Genomic DNA, 16,494 nt, shown 5'->3' on the forward strand with positions numbered 1-16,494 from the left:
GCTGGCCGGCAACCTCGACAGCAACAGCAACAGCAACAGCAACAGTCGAAGCAACAGCAGAAGCAGGTTTCCTGTGGGGAGGCGGGGTGGGTCCGGTTGCGGGGGACGCCGTAAATACGTCCCTGTAGGCTCGGTCGCCGCATCCATGCGGCTCACGCCCCCGCAACCGGACCCACCCCGCCTTCGACAATTCTCCGCAAGCTGCGGGAATTACATGGCCTGCTCTTGGTGGGTGTCGACCTTGGTCGACACGTAGATCCACGCCATGCTTGGATGCTCTTCGTTCAATTGTCGAAATATTCGATTTCGATGGACATACATTCACGCATGGCGTGAATCCATCAGCCACCGGAAATCTGTCGAAGGTGGGGCGGTGTCGGATTGCGGGGTGTCAGCCGCATGGGCCCGAGGCGTGCCTCGGGCGGGTTGGGCAGGACGCCCAACCCCGGCCTTGCCGTGTGCGCAGGACTGCGCACACGAGCAAGCGGCTGCCAAGCCTACAAGGACGTACTTGCGGCGTCCCCGCACTCCGACACCGCCCCGCCATCCCACGCAATGCAGCTTTTGACGTTGCTTTGGCTGTTGCCTGAAAGCAGCAGGTGCAGGGCCGCAGGCCCTGCCGACCAACCCTACTCCTTGACCGGGAAATCCTCGATCGGCTTCAGCACGCCGTAGTGCTCGCGATGCAGCTTGCCCTTCAGTTTCGGCAGCTCCGGCAAGGGCGCATCCACCCGCGTGTCCGGCAGCCGGTCCAGCAGGTTGCGGACAAGAGTCAGGCGACCCAGCCGCTGGTCGTTGAAATCCACCAGCGTCCACGGCGCACCGTCGCGATGGGTCGCGCGCAGCATCGCCTCGCGCGCTTCGGTGTACGCGCTGTACTTGCTGCGCGACTTCAGATCCACCGGCGACAGCTTCCACCCCTTCAACGGATCAAGATGGCGTTCGGCGAAACGCTTCTCCTGCTGCTCCTGGTCCACGCACAGCCAGTACTTGAACAACAGGATGCCGTCATCCACCAGCAGTTGTTCGAACACCGGTGCCTGATGCAGGAACTGCTGGTACTCGGTCTCGCTGCAGTAGCCCATCACCCGTTCCACGCCCGCGCGGTTGTACCAGCTGCGGTCCATCAGCACGATCTCGCCGGCGGCCGGCAGATGCGTGGCGTAGCGCTGGAAATACCATTGCGTGGCTTCGCGGTCGGTGGGCTTGGGCAACGCCACCACCCTGCATTGGCGTGGGTTGAGGTGCTGGCTGATGGCCTGGATCGCACCGCCCTTGCCGGCGGTATCGCGTCCTTCGAACAACACCAGCAGGCGTTGCCCGCTGTGCTGCACCCAGCGTGCCATCGCCGTCAGTTCCAGCTGCAGCGGCTGCAGCAGTTCGTCGTATTCCTTGCGCTTGAGCTTGGCCATCGTCATGCCACGCGGGAGGGAAGCTCGAGCGTAGCGCAGGGCGATGTCAGGGCGTGTCGAGGCCCTGCCAGCCCTGTTCGCGGGCCAGCTGCTGAAGCAGTGCGGACAGATCGCGCGCGAAGGCCGCCATGTCGAACAGGCCGCTGCGCTCGCGTGCCTGCGCCAGTTCGGCACGCAGGGCAGCCAGCGCGGCCGGGTCGTTGCCGAGTGCACTGGCGGTGGCGACGAAGGCCGCATCGTCGGCGACGTTCATGTGCTCGAGCCCCAGATGATGGTTGAGGCTGCCGGCCACGCGCGCGGCGAAGGTAGCGCCGGGGCAGGTCAGCACCGGGCAGCCGGCCCACAGTGCATCCGATGCGGTGGTGTGCGCGTTGTACGGGTTCGTATCCAGGAACAGGTCGGCCAGCTGATAGCGGGCCAGATACTGCGGATGCGGCAGCTTGGCCATGAACACCAGGCGCGCCGGATCCAGTCCTGCAGCCTTGGCGGCGGAACGCAGCCTTGCATCGGCCTGGCCGGGGCCGGACAGCAGCCACAGCACGCTGCCAGGTACCGCCTGCAGCACCGCGAACGCACGGCCCATGCTGCGCGGGTTGAGTTTGTAACTGTTGTTGAAGCAGCAGAACACCGTGCCCTGCGCGGGCAGCCCACACGCCGCACGGTCCGGCGCCGGTTCCAGCACGCGGGTGTTGTCGGAGGGCTGGAACGCGCGCGGCAGGCGCAGCACGCGTTCGCTGTAGTGCGGTTCCAGCGAGGACGGCAGCGCGAAGTCGTCAGCGATCACTGCATCCAGCCACGATGCACCGGAGGTGCCGGGGTAGGCCAGCCAGTTCAACTGCAGCGGGGCAGGGCGCATCGCCAGTACTTCCGGCGTGCCGCCACCTCCCCAGCCGCGCAGGTCCAGCAGCAGGTCGATGCCCTGTGCACGGATGCGCGCGGCCGTATCGGCGTGGCGCAATCCCACCACGTCATGCAGCCGGGTGGCGGCCTGCAGGCGTTGTCGGATGCGGCTGCCATCATCGGCATTGAGTGCGAACAGATGCAGTTGCAGGGCCGGGTCGCGGCTCATCTGCTCCAGCAACRCCACCGTCAGCAATCCGGTGGGATGGGCGCCGAAGCCGTTGGAAAGGAAGCCCACGCGAAGTGGGCCTCGTTCGCGCAGCTTCGCCGGCGGCAGTGGCCGCACCGATGCCGCCACCGCGGCGGCGCGTGCACGCGCGCAGGCCAGCTGTTCGGCCGCGCTGGCGTCTTCGCTGAGAAACGCGAAGGGTTCCACTACGCCCTGGCCGGACACCAGTGCACCGCGCACCTGATCGGCCAGCGCATCCACGTCCTGCCAATCGCACAGGCGACGCTGCCAGGCGAGGCGCTGCGCGGCGATATACGGCTCGTCGGGCATCAGTGCATGTGCGCGGCGATAGGCCGCTGATGCACCTTCGGCATCGTTGGCATCTTCCAGCGCGTGCCCCAGCCACAACGCGATGCCCGGGTGCTCCGGTGCCAGCGCCGAGGCCTGGCCCAGCAGCGTAGCGGCATCGGCATGCGCTCCTGCCATCCATGCCACCCGGCCGAGCCGGGCAAGCGCTTCAGGATGATTGGGCCGCAGCTGCAGCGCGCGTCGCGCAGCCTGCTCACCGGCCGCGATATCGCCGGCTTCCAGTTCCAGGTCGGCCAGCATCACCCAGGCGACGAAGTCGCCGGGCTGGCGCGTGATCGCCTGCTGCAGTTGCTGCCGCTGCTGCCAGGCCGACATGGTCAGCCCGCCGAAAGCTGGGCCAGGGCGTCGACCTGGTGCTCGTGGCTCAATCGCTGCAGCAGCGGATCGAGATCGCCGGCCAGTACGTTGGGCAGGTCGTACAGGGTCAGCCCTTCCACGCGGTGGTCGGTGATCCGGCCCTGCGGGAAGTTGTAGGTACGGATGCGCTGGCTGCGGTCGCCGCTGCCGACCTGCAGGCGCCGTGATTCTGCCTGCGCCGCGTCGTGGCGCTGGCGCTCGGCATCCAGCAGCTGCGCCTTCAGGCGTTTCATCGCCTTGTCCCGGTTGGCATGCTGGCTGCGTTCGGTCTGGCACTCCACCACCACGCCGCTGGGCACGTGGGTGATGCGGATCGCCGATTCGGTCTTGTTGACGTGCTGGCCACCGGCGCCGGAGGAGCGGTAGGTATCAATCCTCAGGTCAGCCGGGTTGATGACGATCTCATCGACTTCGTCGGCTTCCGGGATGATCGCCACGGTGGCCGCCGAGGTGTGGATGCGGCCCTGCGATTCGGTGGCCGGCACGCGCTGCACGCGGTGCGTGCCCGATTCGAATTTCAGGCGCGAGAACGCGCCCCGGCCGACCACGCGCGCCACCACTTCCTTGTAGCCGCCATGTTCGCCGGGGTTGTCCGATTCGATCTCGACCTTCCAGCCCTGTCGCTCGGCGTAGCGGGCATACATGCGGAACAGGTCGCCAGCGAAGATCGCCGCCTCGTCGCCGCCGGTGCCGGCGCGCACTTCCAGGAACAGGTTGCCTTCATCGCGCGGGTCGCGCGGCACCAGCAGCAGCGCCAGTTCCTGCYCCAGTTCCTGCAGGCGGGCCTGGGCGGCGGCGATCTCCTCGTCGGCCAGTTCGCGCAGATCCGGATCGGTGCGCATGCTTTCGGCCGCAGCCAAGTCGGCCTTGGCACGCACTTCATCGGCCAGCGCGGTGGCGATCGGTTCGAGCTGGGAAAACTCACGCGAAAGATCGCGGAAGCGCGCGTTGTTGGCGACCACCTCCGGTTCGGCGAGCAGACGTTCCAGTTCTTCGCGGCGCTCGGCCAGCGCTTCCAACTTACGGCGCAGGGTCGGCGTCATCGGTTCTCACAGGTGGGTGGTGGTAACCCGGCGCAGCCGGGAACAGGCGCTCGGCGGCGCGGGTCAGGTCGGCGTCGCCGCTGAGCGCGGCCGCGCGCAGGGCGGCGGTCGGCGGGTGCAGCAGGCGGTTGGTCAATCCATGGGCAAGCAGTTCCAGCACTTCGTCGGCCGGCTTGCCGTTGGCCAGCTGCTGGCGGGCGCGTTCCAGCAGTTCGGCACGGGTGGCCTCGCCGAAGGCGCGCAGTTGCCGCAGCGGTGCCTGGTGGGCACTGGCCTGCAGGGTTTCGACGAAGCGCGAGACCTGCAGGTCGATGATCGTTTCCGCTTCGGCGGCCGCCTCGCGGCGGCTGCGGCGGTTGTCTTCCACCGCGCGCTCGAGGTCGTCCACGGTGTACAGGAACGCATCGTTGAGACTGGCAACGTCGGCCTCGATGTCGCGCGGCACGGCCAGGTCGAACAGCAGCATCGGCTTGTGCCGGCGTGCGCGCAGGGCGTTGGCCACTGCAGCACGGTGGATCACCGGTTCGCGGGCGGCGGTGGCCGAGAACACCACATCGGCCTCGGCCAGGTGACGCTCCAGTTCGGTCAGCGGCAGCGCCACACCGCCATGGCGGCTGGCCAGTTCCTGCGCATGGGCGAGGGTGCGGTTGGCGATCAGCAGCCGCCGCACCTTGCCCTCGCTGAGGTGGCGTGCGGCCAGTTCGATGGTCTCGCCGGCGCCGACCAGCAGCACGGTGGAATCGTCAAGACGGGCAAATGCATTCTGCGCCAGGCGCACCGCTGCCGAGGCCACCGATAYCGGGTTGGCACCGACCTGGGTATCGGTACGCGCGCGCTTGGCCACCGAGAACGTCTGCTGGAACAGGCGGTCCAGGCGTTGGCCGAGCAGGCCGTGGTCGCGCGCGGTCGACCAGGCGTCCTTCACCTGGCCCAGGATCTGCGGCTCACCCAGCACCATTGAATCCAGCCCCGTCGCCACCCGGAACAGGTGGCGCACGGCATCGGCATCGGCGTGCTGGTACAGGTAGCCCTGCAGGTCGCCGGCCTGGCTCTGCAGCCACTGGTCCAGCGCCTGCGCGGACTCTGCCACGGCATACAGTTCGGTGCGGTTGCAGGTGGACAGCAGCACCGCCTCGGCGATCTGCGGGGTATCGCGCAGCGAACCGAGCGCGCGCGGCAACGCGTCACCGGCGAAGGCTGCGCGTTCGCGCAGTTCCACCGGTGCGGTCTGGTGATTCAGTCCGAGCACCCACAGGGTCATTGTTCAGTTGCTTGCGATAAGCTGCTGGCCATTGGACGACATTTTAAGGCCCCGATGCCGACGATGCCCGCATTGATTCGCATCCCCAGTGTTCTGCTGCTGTCTCTGGCCTGTGCGCAGGCCCTGGCGGCGGTGCCCGCCAAGGCGCCTGCACGGCCTGCGGTGACTGAGGAACTGGCGCTGGAGCCGGTGCTGGCCGGCGAGTTCGCCCTGCAGGCGGGCAAGCTGGCCGAGGCCGCGCGCTGGTACCTGCAGGCGGCCCAGCAGACCGACGGCGACGCCGGCCTGGCCGAGCGGGCGACCCGTATCGCCATGCTGGCCAACGAAGATGGCGCCGCGGCCAAGGGCCTGGCCCTGTGGCAGCAGCGTGCGCCGCGCTCATTGGCGATGCGCAGTGCCGCCGGTGCGCTGGCGATGCGCCAGGGCGACGTGAAGGCTGCGCGCAGCGAGCTTCAGGCCTTGTTGCAGGACCCGGGGGATGAGGGCTGGAAGTTCGCCCTGGGCGCCTTGATCGGCGGTGGCCGCGATCCGGCCGTGCCGGCCCAGGTGCTGGGCGAGCTGGTCGATGCCAACGCCATTCCCCAGAAGATCGAGGCCTGGCAGGAGTTTGGACGCCTTGCACTGCGCATGGAGAAGCCCGAGCTGGCACGGCGCATGATTGATGAGGTGGTCAAGCGCTTCCCCGAGGAGCCACGCGTGGCGTTGCTGCGCGCCAGCCAGCTGCAGCAGGCCGGCCAGACCGACCAGGCGCTGTCGCTGCTGCATGGGGTGGAGCCGAAGACCCGTCAGGACCCGGATCTGCGCAACGCGGTGGCCATCGCCTATGACAGCCTCGGCCAGCCGGCAGCGGCCGAGCGCGTGCTGGCGGTCGGTCCCCAGGATGTGCAGACGTGGGGCATGCGCGCTTCGCTGCTGGCCAAGCAGGGCGACAAGGCCGCGCTGTCCAATCTGTACAACGAACTGTCTCGGCAGGCGGCCAAGCCGGACCCGGCGCAGCGCCTGTTGCTGGGCAAGATCGCCGAGTACCTCAAGCGCTACCCGGAGGCGGTCAACTGGTATCACAGCGTTCCTGGCGGCGATGAGCTGAATGAAGCGCGCCTGCGCGCGGCCAATGCGCAGGGTCTGGCGGGCCGGCAGTCGCTGGCGCTGGATGAAGTGCATGCCATCCAGTCCGATGCCAGCGTGGATGACGATGTGCGGCGCGATGCGTATCTGCTGGAAGCCGAGCTGCGCCAGCGCGCCGACGACCTTCCCGGCGAGATCGACGCACTGGCCCGTGGCCTGGCCGCGTATCCGGACGAAAACGGCCTGTTGTATGCCCGTGCGCTGGCCTGGGAGCGCCGCGATGACATCGCCCGTGCCGAGGCCGACCTGCGCAAGATCCTGGTGACCGAGCCGGAGAACGTGCCGGCATTGAACGCACTGGGCTACACCCTGGCCGACCGGACCGGTCGCTACCAGGAAGCGCTCGAACTGATCGACCGCGCGCGCGTGGCCGAACCGGACAACGCCGCCATCGTCGACAGTTATGGCTGGGTGCTGTATCGGCTGGGGCGCAACGCCGACGCGCTGGTACAGCTGCGCCGCGCCTGGACGCTGGCCAAGGACCCGGAAATCGCCGCCCACGTAGGCGAGGTGCTGTGGGTGCTGGGCAAGCACGATGAAGCCCGTCACTTCTTCGAGGAAGCGGCCAGGCTCGACCCTGAAAACCGCGCGCTGCTGCGCGCCCGCGAGAAATTCAACCCATGAGTGTTTCCACGATACGGCCGTTGCTGCTGGTGGCCATGACCCTGGCCCTGAGTGCCTGTACCACCGTTGGCCGGCAGAAAACGCCGGCGCCGGCCGTGGTCACCACCGTTTCCGCCGAAGCGACCGCCGCCGAGGCCGCACGCGTGGACGCGCTGCGATCGGCGTCGGAGTGGAATTTCCAGGGCCGGGTGGCGGTCAGCAAGGGCAAGGATGGTGGCAGCGGCCGCATCGACTGGAAACAGGAAGGCCAACGCTATGTCGTCGAACTGAGCGCGCCGGTCACCCGCCAGAGCTGGAAGTTGAGCGGTGATAGCCATCATGAAGCCGGCCGTCTGGAAGGACTGGCCGGTGGTCCGCGAGACGGTGAAGACGCGCAGGCCCTGTTGCTGGAAGCCACCGGCTGGGATATTCCGGTCAACCAGCTGCCGGACTGGGTACGCGGCTTGGTCGCCGGCGACAGCGCTGGGCCGGAAAAGATCGAGCGTGATGCCGATGGCCGTCCGCGGCGCATGCAGCAGATGGGGTGGGTGATCCAGTATCTGGACTGGTATCCGGCCGAAGCCGGGCGTCCGGCTCTGCCGCGCAGGGTCGAGGCGGTCAATGGTGACGCCAAGGTGCGCCTGCTGGTCGACCAGTGGGGGCAGGGCGCGCCATGAACGCGCGGGTGGATGACGCGGGCTGGTCCTGGTGGCCGGCCCCGGCCAAGCTGAACCTGTTCCTGCATATCACCGGCCGCCGTGCCGACGGCTACCACGAGCTGCAGACGGTGTTCCGCCTGCTCGATTGGGGCGACCGGATCGGCCTGCGCCTGCGTGAAGACGGCCAGGTGCGGCGGCAGGGCGATGGCCTGGCCGGTGTCGCGGAGGCGGATGATCTGGCGGTTCGCGCGGCGCGGTTGCTTAAAGAGGTGGCGAATGTCGAGAAAGGTGTCGATATCGTCGTCGAAAAGCACGTTCCTGCGGGCGGCGGTTTCGGCGGCGGTTCGTCCGATGCGGCCACCGTGCTGGTGGTACTGAACCGGCTCTGGGGCGCGGGGCTGGACGAAAATACGCTGGCGGCGCTGGGCTTGCGCCTCGGCGCCGATGTGCCGGTGTTCGTGCGTGGCCACAACGCCTGGGCCGAGGGGGTGGGCGAGCGGCTGCGGCCGATCACCCTGCCGCAGGCCTGGTATGTGGTGGTCGAACCGGGCGTTCATGTGCCGACCCCGGTGCTGTTCGCAGATCCGGATTTGACGCGCGACAGTCCACAGGCGAAAATAGAGGACTTCGCTTCCGGCACGCTGGTCGGGAACGTGTTCGAACCGGTGCTGCGCCGCCGTGAGCCTGCCGTCGAGGCGGTGCTTGCTGCGTTGAGCGACATCGGCACGGCACGACTGACCGGTTCGGGAAGTGGTTGTTTCGTCGAGTTCGATTCGCAGGCTGCCGCCGAGCAGGGACGAGCGAAGTTGTCGAAGGAGTTGCGGGCAAGGGTGGCTGCGGGCGTTGCACGTTCGCCACTGCTGGATGCACTCGAGCAACACTGATTCATCAATGCAGGGGCGTCGCCAAGAGGCCCAAGGCACCAGGTTTTGATCCTGGCATTCGGAGGTTCGAATCCTCCCGCCCCTGCCAATGCGGCTGCGTCCGCGCCTTCCAGCGCATCACCTGCGCGGGACGTGGGAACAGCCGCGGTGTTGTCAGCAGCAGGGGCCGACGTGGTCCTTGCCGCTACCGGATCCCCGCCACTCGTCCCCGCCCGAGACAATCATGATGCAAGAGTCCCCGAACCTGCTGGTCTTTTCCGGCAACGCCAACAAACGTCTGGCGCAGAACATCTGCAAGGAACTGGGAGTCCGCCCGGGCAAGGCGCTGGTCTCGCACTTCTCCGATGGTGAAGTGCAGGTGGAAATCGAAGAGAACGTTCGCAAGCAGGACGTGTTCGTGATCCAGCCGACCTCGGCGCCGAGCGCGGAAAACCTGATGGAACTGCTGGTGCTGATCGACGCGCTCAAGCGCGCATCGGTGGCCAGCGTGACCGCCGTGGTGCCGTACTTCGGCTACTCGCGCCAGGATCGCCGCATGCGTTCCTCGCGCGTGCCGATCACCGCCAAGCTGGCGGCGAAGATGTTCAGCACCGCCGGCGCTGATCGCGTGCTGACCGTCGACCTGCACGCCGACCAGATCCAGGGTTTCTTCGATATTCCGGTCGACAACGTGTATGCCTCTCCGCTGCTGCTGGCCGACATCTGGCGCGCCTACGGCACCGAGAACCTGATCGTGGTGTCGCCGGACGTGGGCGGCGTGGTCCGCGCCCGTGCAGTGGCCAAGCGCCTGGATGACGCCGACCTGGCGATCATCGACAAGCGCCGTCCGCGCGCCAACGTCTCCACCGTGATGAACATCATCGGTGACGTCGAAGGCAAGACCTGCGTGATGGTCGATGACATCGTCGATACCGCCGGCACCCTGTGCGCCGCTGCTGCTGCCCTGAAGGCGCGCGGTGCGCTGAAGGTCGCCGCCTACTGCACCCACGCGGTGCTGTCGGGCCCGGCGGTGGACAACATCACCAATTCCCAGCTTGATGAGCTGGTGGTGACCGACACCATCCCGCTGAAGGACGCCGCGCGGGTGTGCAGCAAGATCCGCCAGCTGAGCGTGGCGGAAATGCTGGCCGAAACGATGCGCCGCATCGCCTTCGGCGAGTCGGTCAGCTCGCTGTACGTGGATTGATTTTTCGTCCCCGCCGGCAACGGCAGGGACACACCGGGCGCTTCTGGTCGCGGAAGTGCCTTCAACCGCCAAGCCGCAAGGCAAGGCAACAACCGAGTAGTCGAAAATGTCGAAGACCCATGAAATCAAGGTCACCAAGCGTGAACTGCAGCGTAAGGGTGCGAGCCGCCGCCTGCGTACCGCTGGTGTGATCCCGGCGATCGTGTACGGCGGCAACGCCGAACCGGTCGCCATCAGCCTGGACCACAACGAAATCTGGCTGGCCCAGCAGAACGAGTGGTTCTATGCCTCGATCCTGGACCTGAACCTGGACGGCCAGGTGCAGAAGGTGCTGCTGCGTGACATGCAGCGCCATCCGTACAAGCAGCTGATCATGCACCTGGACTTCCTGCGCGTGAACGAGAACGAGAAGCTGACCGCTTCGGTTCCGCTGCACTTCATCAACGAAGACACCTCGCCRGCTGGCAAGGCTGCCGACGTCGTGGTCGCCCACGAACTGAAGGAAGTGGCCATCAGCTGCCTGCCGAAGGACCTGCCGGAGTCGATCGAAGTCGACCTGGGCGAGCTGAAGGCTGGCGACGTTGTGTACCTGTCGGACATCAAGCTGCCGAAGGGCGTGGAAATCCCGGCGCTGGCGCTGGGCAAGGACCACGACGACGCCATCGTCACTGCCAAGCACGGCAAGCAGGATGCTGCCGACGCTGAAGAAGCAGCGGCCGAGTAATACCCCGCGGCGCCTGTCCTTCGGGGCAGGCGCCGTATCTGGATGGAACGATGGCAGGATTGCGACTGATCGTCGGTCTGGGCAACCCCGGATCGGAGCACGCCCGGACCCGGCACAATGCCGGGTTTCATTTCGTTGAGGCCCTGGCTGAAAAAGCCGGTGCACGATGGAACGTGGACAGCAAGTTGTTTGGCGAGACCGCCAAGGTCGACATTGCCGGACAGACCGTGTGGCTGCTCAAGCCGGCCACCTTCATGAACCTCAGCGGCAAGTCGGTCACCGCCGCACAGCGGTTCTGGAAGATCGAGCCGGAGGACACCCTGCTGGCCCACGACGAACTGGACCTGGCGCCCGGCGTGGCGCGGTTGAAGTTCGACGGTGGCCACGGTGGACAGAACGGCCTGCGCGACACCATCCGCCTGCTCGGCCACGGCAGGTTCCATCGCCTGCGCGTGGGCATCGGCCATCCCGGCCACAAGGACCGCGTGGTGGGCTGGGTGCTGGGACGCCCCTCCAAGGACGATGAAGTACTGATCTCCCGCGCCATCGACGATGCGATCGACGTGCTGCCGTTGGCGGTGCAGGGCGATTTCAGCGAAGCGATGAAGCGGCTGCACACCCCGAAATAACCGGTAGTGCCGGCCGCTGGCCGGCAACGGGTACCAACCGGCCCCGGTAGGTGCCAACCGGCCCCGGTAGGTGCCAGCCGGCCTCGGTAGGTGCCAACCGGCCCCGGTAGGTGCCAACCTTGGTTGGCACAGATGTTGATCGACGACACCGAGATGGATTGGCCAAGCGGCGCGTGCGCTGTTTCACCAATCACTTTCACCCCAGAGAGCTGTCACCCATGGGTATCAAATGCGGCATCGTCGGCCTGCCCAACGTCGGCAAGTCGACCCTGTTCAACGCGCTGACCAAGGCGGGCATCGCCGCGGCGAACTTCCCGTTCTGCACCATCGAGCCCAACGTCGGCATCGTGCCGGTGCCGGATCCGCGCCTGAACGAGCTGGCGGCGATCATCAACCCGCAGAAGGTCATCCCGACCGCGGTGGAGTTCGTCGACATCGCCGGCCTGGTGGCCGGTGCGGCCAGTGGCGAAGGCCTGGGCAACAAGTTCCTGGCCCACATCCGCGAAGTGGATGCGATCACCCACGTGGTGCGTTGCTTCGAGAACGCTGACGTCATCCACGTCAACAACAAGGTCGACCCGATCTCGGACATCGACACCATCGATACCGAGCTGGCCCTGGCCGACCTGGACAGCGTCGAGAAGGCACTGAACCGCGCCGAGCGTGCGGCCAAGGGCGGTGACAAGGACGCAGCGGCACGCAAGCCGGTGCTGGCCAAGCTGCAGGCTGCGCTGGCCGACGGCAAGGCCGGCCGTTCCGCTGGTCTGGACGAGGAAGAGAAGGCGCTGGTGCGCGATCTGTTCCTGCTGACCCTGAAGCCGGTGATGTACATCGCCAACGTGCTGGAAGACGGTTTCGAGAACAACCCGCACCTGGATGCCGTGCGCGCCCGTGCCGCCGAAGAAGGCGCGCAGGTGGTGCCGGTGTCGGCGGCGATCGAAGAAGAGCTGTCGCAGCTGGATGACGAAGACCGCGATACCTTCCTGGCCGACCTTGGCCTGACCGAGCCTGGCCTGAACCGCGTGATCAACGCGGCCTACAGCCTGCTCGGCCTGCAGACCTACTTCACTGCCGGTGTGAAGGAAGTCCGCGCGTGGACCGTGCGCAAGGGCGCCACCGCGCCGCAGGCTGCCGCGGTCATCCATACCGACTTCGAGAAGGGCTTCATCCGCGCCGAAACCATCGCGTATGACGACTTCATCAAGTACAAGGGCGAAGCCGGTGCGAAGGAAGCCGGTCGCCTGCGCCTGGAAGGCAAGGAATACCGCGTGCAGGAAGGTGACATCCTGCATTTCCGCTTCAACGTCTGATCGACGACGCAGCGCAGTGATTGTCCACAGGACCCCGCAATGCGGGGTCTTGTTGTATCGGGCGCCTGTCAGAAGGGGCGCACGAGCAGTGCCGCTGCGCGCTTCTGCTGCGGAAGCGCCAGCGCAGTGCTGCCGGTGGCCGTGGACAGAAATTCACCACGCCTTGAAACGCTTGCCGTGCAGGGCTCGCAGCTACTTGTCCACACCAAACCCCCACGGCTTTCCACGCGATGTGTGGAAAACCATCGAAGCGCCTGGACAAAAAACAGCCACACCCTGAAACGCTTGCGGCATAACGTTCAAGCCGGGTTGTCCACATCAAGTCCGCAGCGCTTTCCACCTGCTGTGTGGAAAACATGCACCTGCGGGCGCGGTAGATTAATTGGATAAAAAATGACCAGAGCTGAAAACGCTTGTCGTGCGTGGCTCATGGCCACTTGTCCACATCCAACYCCCATCGATTTCCACGCGTGGTGTGGAAAACAACAAGGGGTCCGACGACGCATCGCCGGACCCCTCGCTGGGATCACCCGTCGCAGCGCTTACCAGCGGTAAGAGACGCCCAGCTGGCCGCTGGTATCGCGGAAGCCCATGCCACCGGTCTGGTGGCTGATCTCACCCCAGCCGCGCCAGCCGCCCGACAGATTCACCTGCACGCCGGCCTTGGCTTCGTAGATGTCACGCGGCAACTGCCGGCGCAGGCGTTCTCCGTCCACGGCGATGGTCGCGTCGTTGCCACCGGACCACCAGTTCACCGCGACGAACGGCTGTACCTGCCCCTGGCGCTGCGTCAGCGAACGCGTGTACAGGCGCAGTCCCACACGCGTGGTGGTGCTGTCCTTGTCGCGTCCTTCAACCACCGTGCCGTTGGCCTCGACCACGCGGTCRGCGTCGTAGCGGCTGTGGATCACCTGCAGCTGTGGCTCCAGGTAGACACCGCGCTGGGCCGTACGCTGCACGGGAAGCACGTAGCCTGCCTCGGCCGAACCGGTCCAGCTGTGCGAACGATAGTGCTCCTTCTGCAGCCCTTCGCCCTGCACGCTGTTGCGGAAACGCCCGTACTGCAGCCAGCCGTCCACATACGCACCGTGCTCCATCCGCGCGTCCTGCAACCAGGTCGCATACAGGCCCAGGCTGGTGCCGTTGACCACACCGTGCGCGGTGTAACCGGTCACCTGCGAGCGACTGTCATTGCGTGCCCGGCCATGGCCGGCCATCACACCTGCCTGCAGCTGGCCGCCGGCATTGGCTTCGAAGCGACGACCGATGCCCAGCAGCAGGCTGTTGAGCTCGCTGTCCACATTCACCTGGTGGCCGCGGCTGCCGGGCGCGCTGCTGCGCACCTGTGCCCAAGCAATGGCGTCGCTGCCACCACCGGTCGCCTCGGCAGGATCACCGCTGCGGTCGTACAGGCTGTGCCGGAACATGCCCAGCGCACCGCTCTGGTTGGCCATGTATACCGCCGGCTCCGGACGCTCCACGCGCGGCGGTGCCGGCGGCAGTGGCGGATCGACCGGCGGAACTACCGGCGGATCGATCGGCGGAGCAGGCGGATCGATCGGCGGAGTCGGCGGATCAATCGGCGGATCGGGCGGTTCCGGCGGGTCGACCGGCGGGACGTATTCCGAGCGCAGGTACCAGTTGCCGTCATCCGGGGTGGAGACGCCGCCCTTGTACAGGAAGTAGTCGTAAGCGCCGGCCACCGCGCGTCCCTGCAGCGAGAACTGCGCATCGGACTGGCCGCCCACGCTGATCAGGCGGATGCCTTCGCTGGTCAGGGCACCGGCGCCCCCTGCGTTGCGCACGCTGACGGAGGCGGTGCCACTGCTGTTGCCCTGGATCACCAGCTGGTCACCCAGCGAGGCATCGTCGCCCAGCGCGCGGTTGAACAGCCAGTGGCCATCGTTGCCGACATAGTCGCCGGTGACGGTCAGGGTCTTGAAGTCGTCGGTGGTGGGGGCGACGAAGGCGATGGTACCGGCATGGTCCAGCGAGCCGACGCTGGAACTGGAACGCACGTTCCATTGGCTGCTGCCGTCCATCGCCAGCTGCGCGACCTGGTAGCCCGAATCGTTGCGCAGCGCGCCGTTGAACACGGTGCCGTTGCGCAGCGTCATCTGCACGTTGGCGGTGGCGCTGTCGACCACGACATCGCCGGTCAGGCGGCTGTTGTCGGCAGTGAACAGAATGTCTGCGGTGGCGACTGAACTTCCATCGGTGAACACCGTATCGCTCACCCGCAGCAGGCGGCCACCGTCGAGGTTGCCTTGCTGGCGCGCGACGACATCGGTGTTGTTGAGCGTGAGCTCGTGGTTGCTGCCCTGCAGCCACAACGCGGGGCCGTCCTGGGTCTGCAGGGTGCTGTTGTTGAACACCAAGCGGTCCCAATAGGGCCCGAACACGGTGATGTAGGAGCGATAGACACCCGAATTCGTGCCCTGCGCATGGATGCTCAGGTTGTCGGCGGTGAGCTTGGCCGTGTTCATCTGCACGATGCCGAACGAGGATGCACCCAGTGTGGTGATCGAGCCTCCGTCCARCTGCGCATCGGCCGTGCTGCCGCCAAGGAAGACGCCGCCACCGCCGGTGCCATGGGTGGTGATGTCCAGGTTCTTGGCGCGGATGCGCGAGTAGGGCGTCGGCGGATTGCTGCCCGAGGCACGCAGGCCGTAGACCCCATCGCCGTGGGTATCGATGCTGCCGCCGGTGATCGTGGCGGTACCACCCCAGACGTCCACGCCATGGCCGTAGCCGTTGTCGCCATAGGTGCTGATCGTGGTATCGGTAAGGTCGGCCAGCGAGTCCGCGCCGGACAGCCAGATGCCGGAATAGCCGTCGCGCACGGTGAAGTGGGCACCGTTGATGGTCAGCTTGGCCCAGCTGTTGACGTTGACGCCGTAGCCGCCGACGGTCTCGAAACGGCCGCCGGTGATATCGGCGGTGGAGTACACGCGGTTGCCACTGTTGCCGAGCAGGCGGATGCTGCTGCCGCTGCTGCTGGCACTGCCGCCCACGATCTGCAGCGTGCCACCGTTGTCGATGTCGAAGTAGCCGTTGACCACGTCCACGTCGCGCAGCGACAGCACGCTGCCGCTGCCGCCGGAGGACAGACGGCCGCTGTAGCCGCTGCTGGCTTCGTCGAAGGTCATCTTCAGCGATTCCAGCGACAGCAGCGCGCCACCCTCGGCGTACACTGCGCTGTTGGCACCGTTGTTGATCTCCGTACCGGTCACGTGCAGTTCGCTGCCACGCCCAGTGGAGTACAGCGCGTTCCCGCCGCTGCTGACACGGCCACCGTTCAACCACACCTTGCCGCCACCGGTGGCATTGACCGTGCCGTAGCCGGAGCCATTGCGGAAGGCATTGATGACCAGGTTGTTGGCGCGGATCACGCTACCCGCACCGCTGGCGTTCAGCGCATAGCCGACGGTGGTGCTGCCGTTGCCGATCTGCAGGATGCCGCCCTCGATGACGACGCTGCCACCGGCGCTGGCAAGGATGCCGCTGCCGCCGCCGGTGCTCGAGATCCAGCTGCCATCGACCGTAATGGTGCTGCCCACACCATTGGCCTCCAGCGCGTAGCCGCCTGCACTGTGCTGCAGGGTGTCGTCGGCGCCCAGCTGCAGGCTGCCACCATCGGTAACCTTCAACGGCCCCTGCAGTTCGGCCGCATGCACGGGCAGGGCGGCCCACAAGGCGCTGGCCAGCAGGCTGGGAATCAAGGGAAGGCGCGCCACGCGCGCGCAGGCGGGCGCACGGCGGCGCCGTGGGGGAGAGGCGTTCATGCTGTTGGATTCCTGTGGCAGGGCGCAGCGCGGCTGCGCGATCTGGCGCGGCAGGGCCGCGTCGCTGTGGAAACCGCG

The 16,494-nt window shown here is 66.8% G+C and carries 12 protein-coding genes and 1 tRNA gene; 8 read left to right on the forward strand and 5 right to left on the reverse strand.

Annotated features, from left to right (window positions below; all coding sequences use genetic code 11):
- Positions 1-629: 629 nt before the first annotated feature.
- The 4 genes from ppk2 to hemA are packed head-to-tail and all read right to left on the reverse strand — an operon-like array spanning position 630 to position 5,511.
- The gene (gene ppk2, locus AC1DJN_RS04730) at positions 630-1,412 is read right to left on the reverse strand and encodes a polyphosphate kinase 2 (RefSeq protein WP_080149964.1); all 783 of its coding nucleotides are present in this window, start codon (positions 1,410-1,412) and stop codon (positions 630-632) included.
- Between the two features lie 46 nt (positions 1,413-1,458).
- Positions 1,459-3,165: an O-linked N-acetylglucosamine transferase, SPINDLY family protein gene (locus AC1DJN_RS04735; protein WP_478038932.1), complete on the reverse strand. Its 1,707-nt coding sequence runs from the start codon at positions 3,163-3,165 to the stop codon at positions 1,459-1,461.
- A gap of 2 nt (positions 3,166-3,167) precedes the next feature.
- Complete coding sequence (gene prfA / locus AC1DJN_RS04740; protein ID WP_478038933.1) at positions 3,168-4,250, reverse strand: peptide chain release factor 1; 1,083 nt, start codon at positions 4,248-4,250, stop codon at positions 3,168-3,170.
- Complete coding sequence (hemA, locus tag AC1DJN_RS04745; protein WP_478038934.1) at positions 4,228-5,511, reverse strand: glutamyl-tRNA reductase; 1,284 nt, start codon at positions 5,509-5,511, stop codon at positions 4,228-4,230. Before hemA ends, prfA begins: the two co-directional genes overlap by 23 nt.
- Positions 5,512-5,574: 63 nt before the next feature.
- Here hemA and AC1DJN_RS04750 point away from each other — a divergent pair, with 63 nt between their 5' ends.
- From AC1DJN_RS04750 to ychF, 8 genes are all read left to right on the forward strand, one after another.
- Complete coding sequence (locus AC1DJN_RS04750; RefSeq protein WP_025879144.1) at positions 5,575-7,260, forward strand: tetratricopeptide repeat protein; 1,686 nt, start codon at positions 5,575-5,577, stop codon at positions 7,258-7,260.
- Positions 7,257-7,916 (forward strand): lipoprotein insertase outer membrane protein LolB, encoded by a 660-nt coding sequence (gene lolB / locus AC1DJN_RS04755; protein ID WP_442252021.1) that lies wholly within the window; start codon positions 7,257-7,259, stop codon positions 7,914-7,916. The genes AC1DJN_RS04750 and lolB overlap by 4 nt, the downstream gene beginning before the upstream one ends.
- Positions 7,913-8,782, forward strand: a complete 870-nt coding sequence (gene ispE, locus AC1DJN_RS04760) for a 4-(cytidine 5'-diphospho)-2-C-methyl-D-erythritol kinase (protein ID WP_442252022.1) — start codon at positions 7,913-7,915, stop codon at positions 8,780-8,782. Before lolB ends, ispE begins: the two co-directional genes overlap by 4 nt.
- A gap of 11 nt (positions 8,783-8,793) precedes the next feature.
- Positions 8,794-8,870: transfer RNA gene (locus AC1DJN_RS04765), tRNA-Gln, on the forward strand.
- Positions 8,871-9,008: 138 nt separating this feature from the next.
- Positions 9,009-9,968 (forward strand): ribose-phosphate diphosphokinase, encoded by a 960-nt coding sequence (locus AC1DJN_RS04770; protein ID WP_025879147.1) that lies wholly within the window; start codon positions 9,009-9,011, stop codon positions 9,966-9,968.
- A 106-nt stretch (positions 9,969-10,074) separates the two neighbouring features.
- A complete protein-coding gene (locus AC1DJN_RS04775) occupies positions 10,075-10,692 on the forward strand; it encodes a 50S ribosomal protein L25/general stress protein Ctc (protein ID WP_025879148.1) in 618 nt (205 codons plus the stop codon).
- A gap of 50 nt (positions 10,693-10,742) precedes the next feature.
- On the forward strand, positions 10,743-11,321 hold the full coding sequence (pth, locus tag AC1DJN_RS04780; protein ID WP_025879149.1) for an aminoacyl-tRNA hydrolase: 579 nt from the start codon (positions 10,743-10,745) through the stop codon (positions 11,319-11,321).
- 218 nt (positions 11,322-11,539) lie between these two features.
- Positions 11,540-12,631 carry a redox-regulated ATPase YchF gene (ychF, locus tag AC1DJN_RS04785; protein ID WP_025879150.1) on the forward strand — a complete coding sequence of 364 codons (1,092 nt, stop codon included), beginning with the start codon at positions 11,540-11,542 and terminating at the stop codon, positions 12,629-12,631.
- Positions 12,632-13,173: 542 nt separating this feature from the next.
- Here ychF and AC1DJN_RS04790 read toward each other — a convergent pair.
- Entirely contained in the window at positions 13,174-16,416 is a 3,243-nt protein-coding gene (locus AC1DJN_RS04790) for an autotransporter outer membrane beta-barrel domain-containing protein (RefSeq protein WP_442252024.1), read from the reverse strand.
- Positions 16,417-16,494: the final 78 nt, after the last annotated feature.

This window comes from Stenotrophomonas sp. 05L414_2 (genome assembly GCF_056397905.1).

Excerpts from the sequence above, each read along its gene's own strand:
- ppk2 (WP_080149964.1), bottom strand. The coding sequence starts at position 1,412 with ATGGCCAAGCTCAAGCGCAAGGAATACGACGAACTGCTGCAGCCGCTG.
- AC1DJN_RS04750 (WP_025879144.1), top strand. The coding sequence starts at position 5,575 with ATGCCCGCATTGATTCGCATCCCCAGTGTTCTGCTGCTGTCTCTGGCC.
- lolB (WP_442252021.1), top strand. The coding sequence starts at position 7,257 with ATGAGTGTTTCCACGATACGGCCGTTGCTGCTGGTGGCCATGACCCTG.
- ispE (WP_442252022.1), top strand. The coding sequence starts at position 7,913 with ATGAACGCGCGGGTGGATGACGCGGGCTGGTCCTGGTGGCCGGCCCCG.
- AC1DJN_RS04770 (WP_025879147.1), top strand. The coding sequence starts at position 9,009 with ATGCAAGAGTCCCCGAACCTGCTGGTCTTTTCCGGCAACGCCAACAAA.
- pth (WP_025879149.1), top strand. The coding sequence starts at position 10,743 with ATGGCAGGATTGCGACTGATCGTCGGTCTGGGCAACCCCGGATCGGAG.
- ychF (WP_025879150.1), top strand. The coding sequence starts at position 11,540 with ATGGGTATCAAATGCGGCATCGTCGGCCTGCCCAACGTCGGCAAGTCG.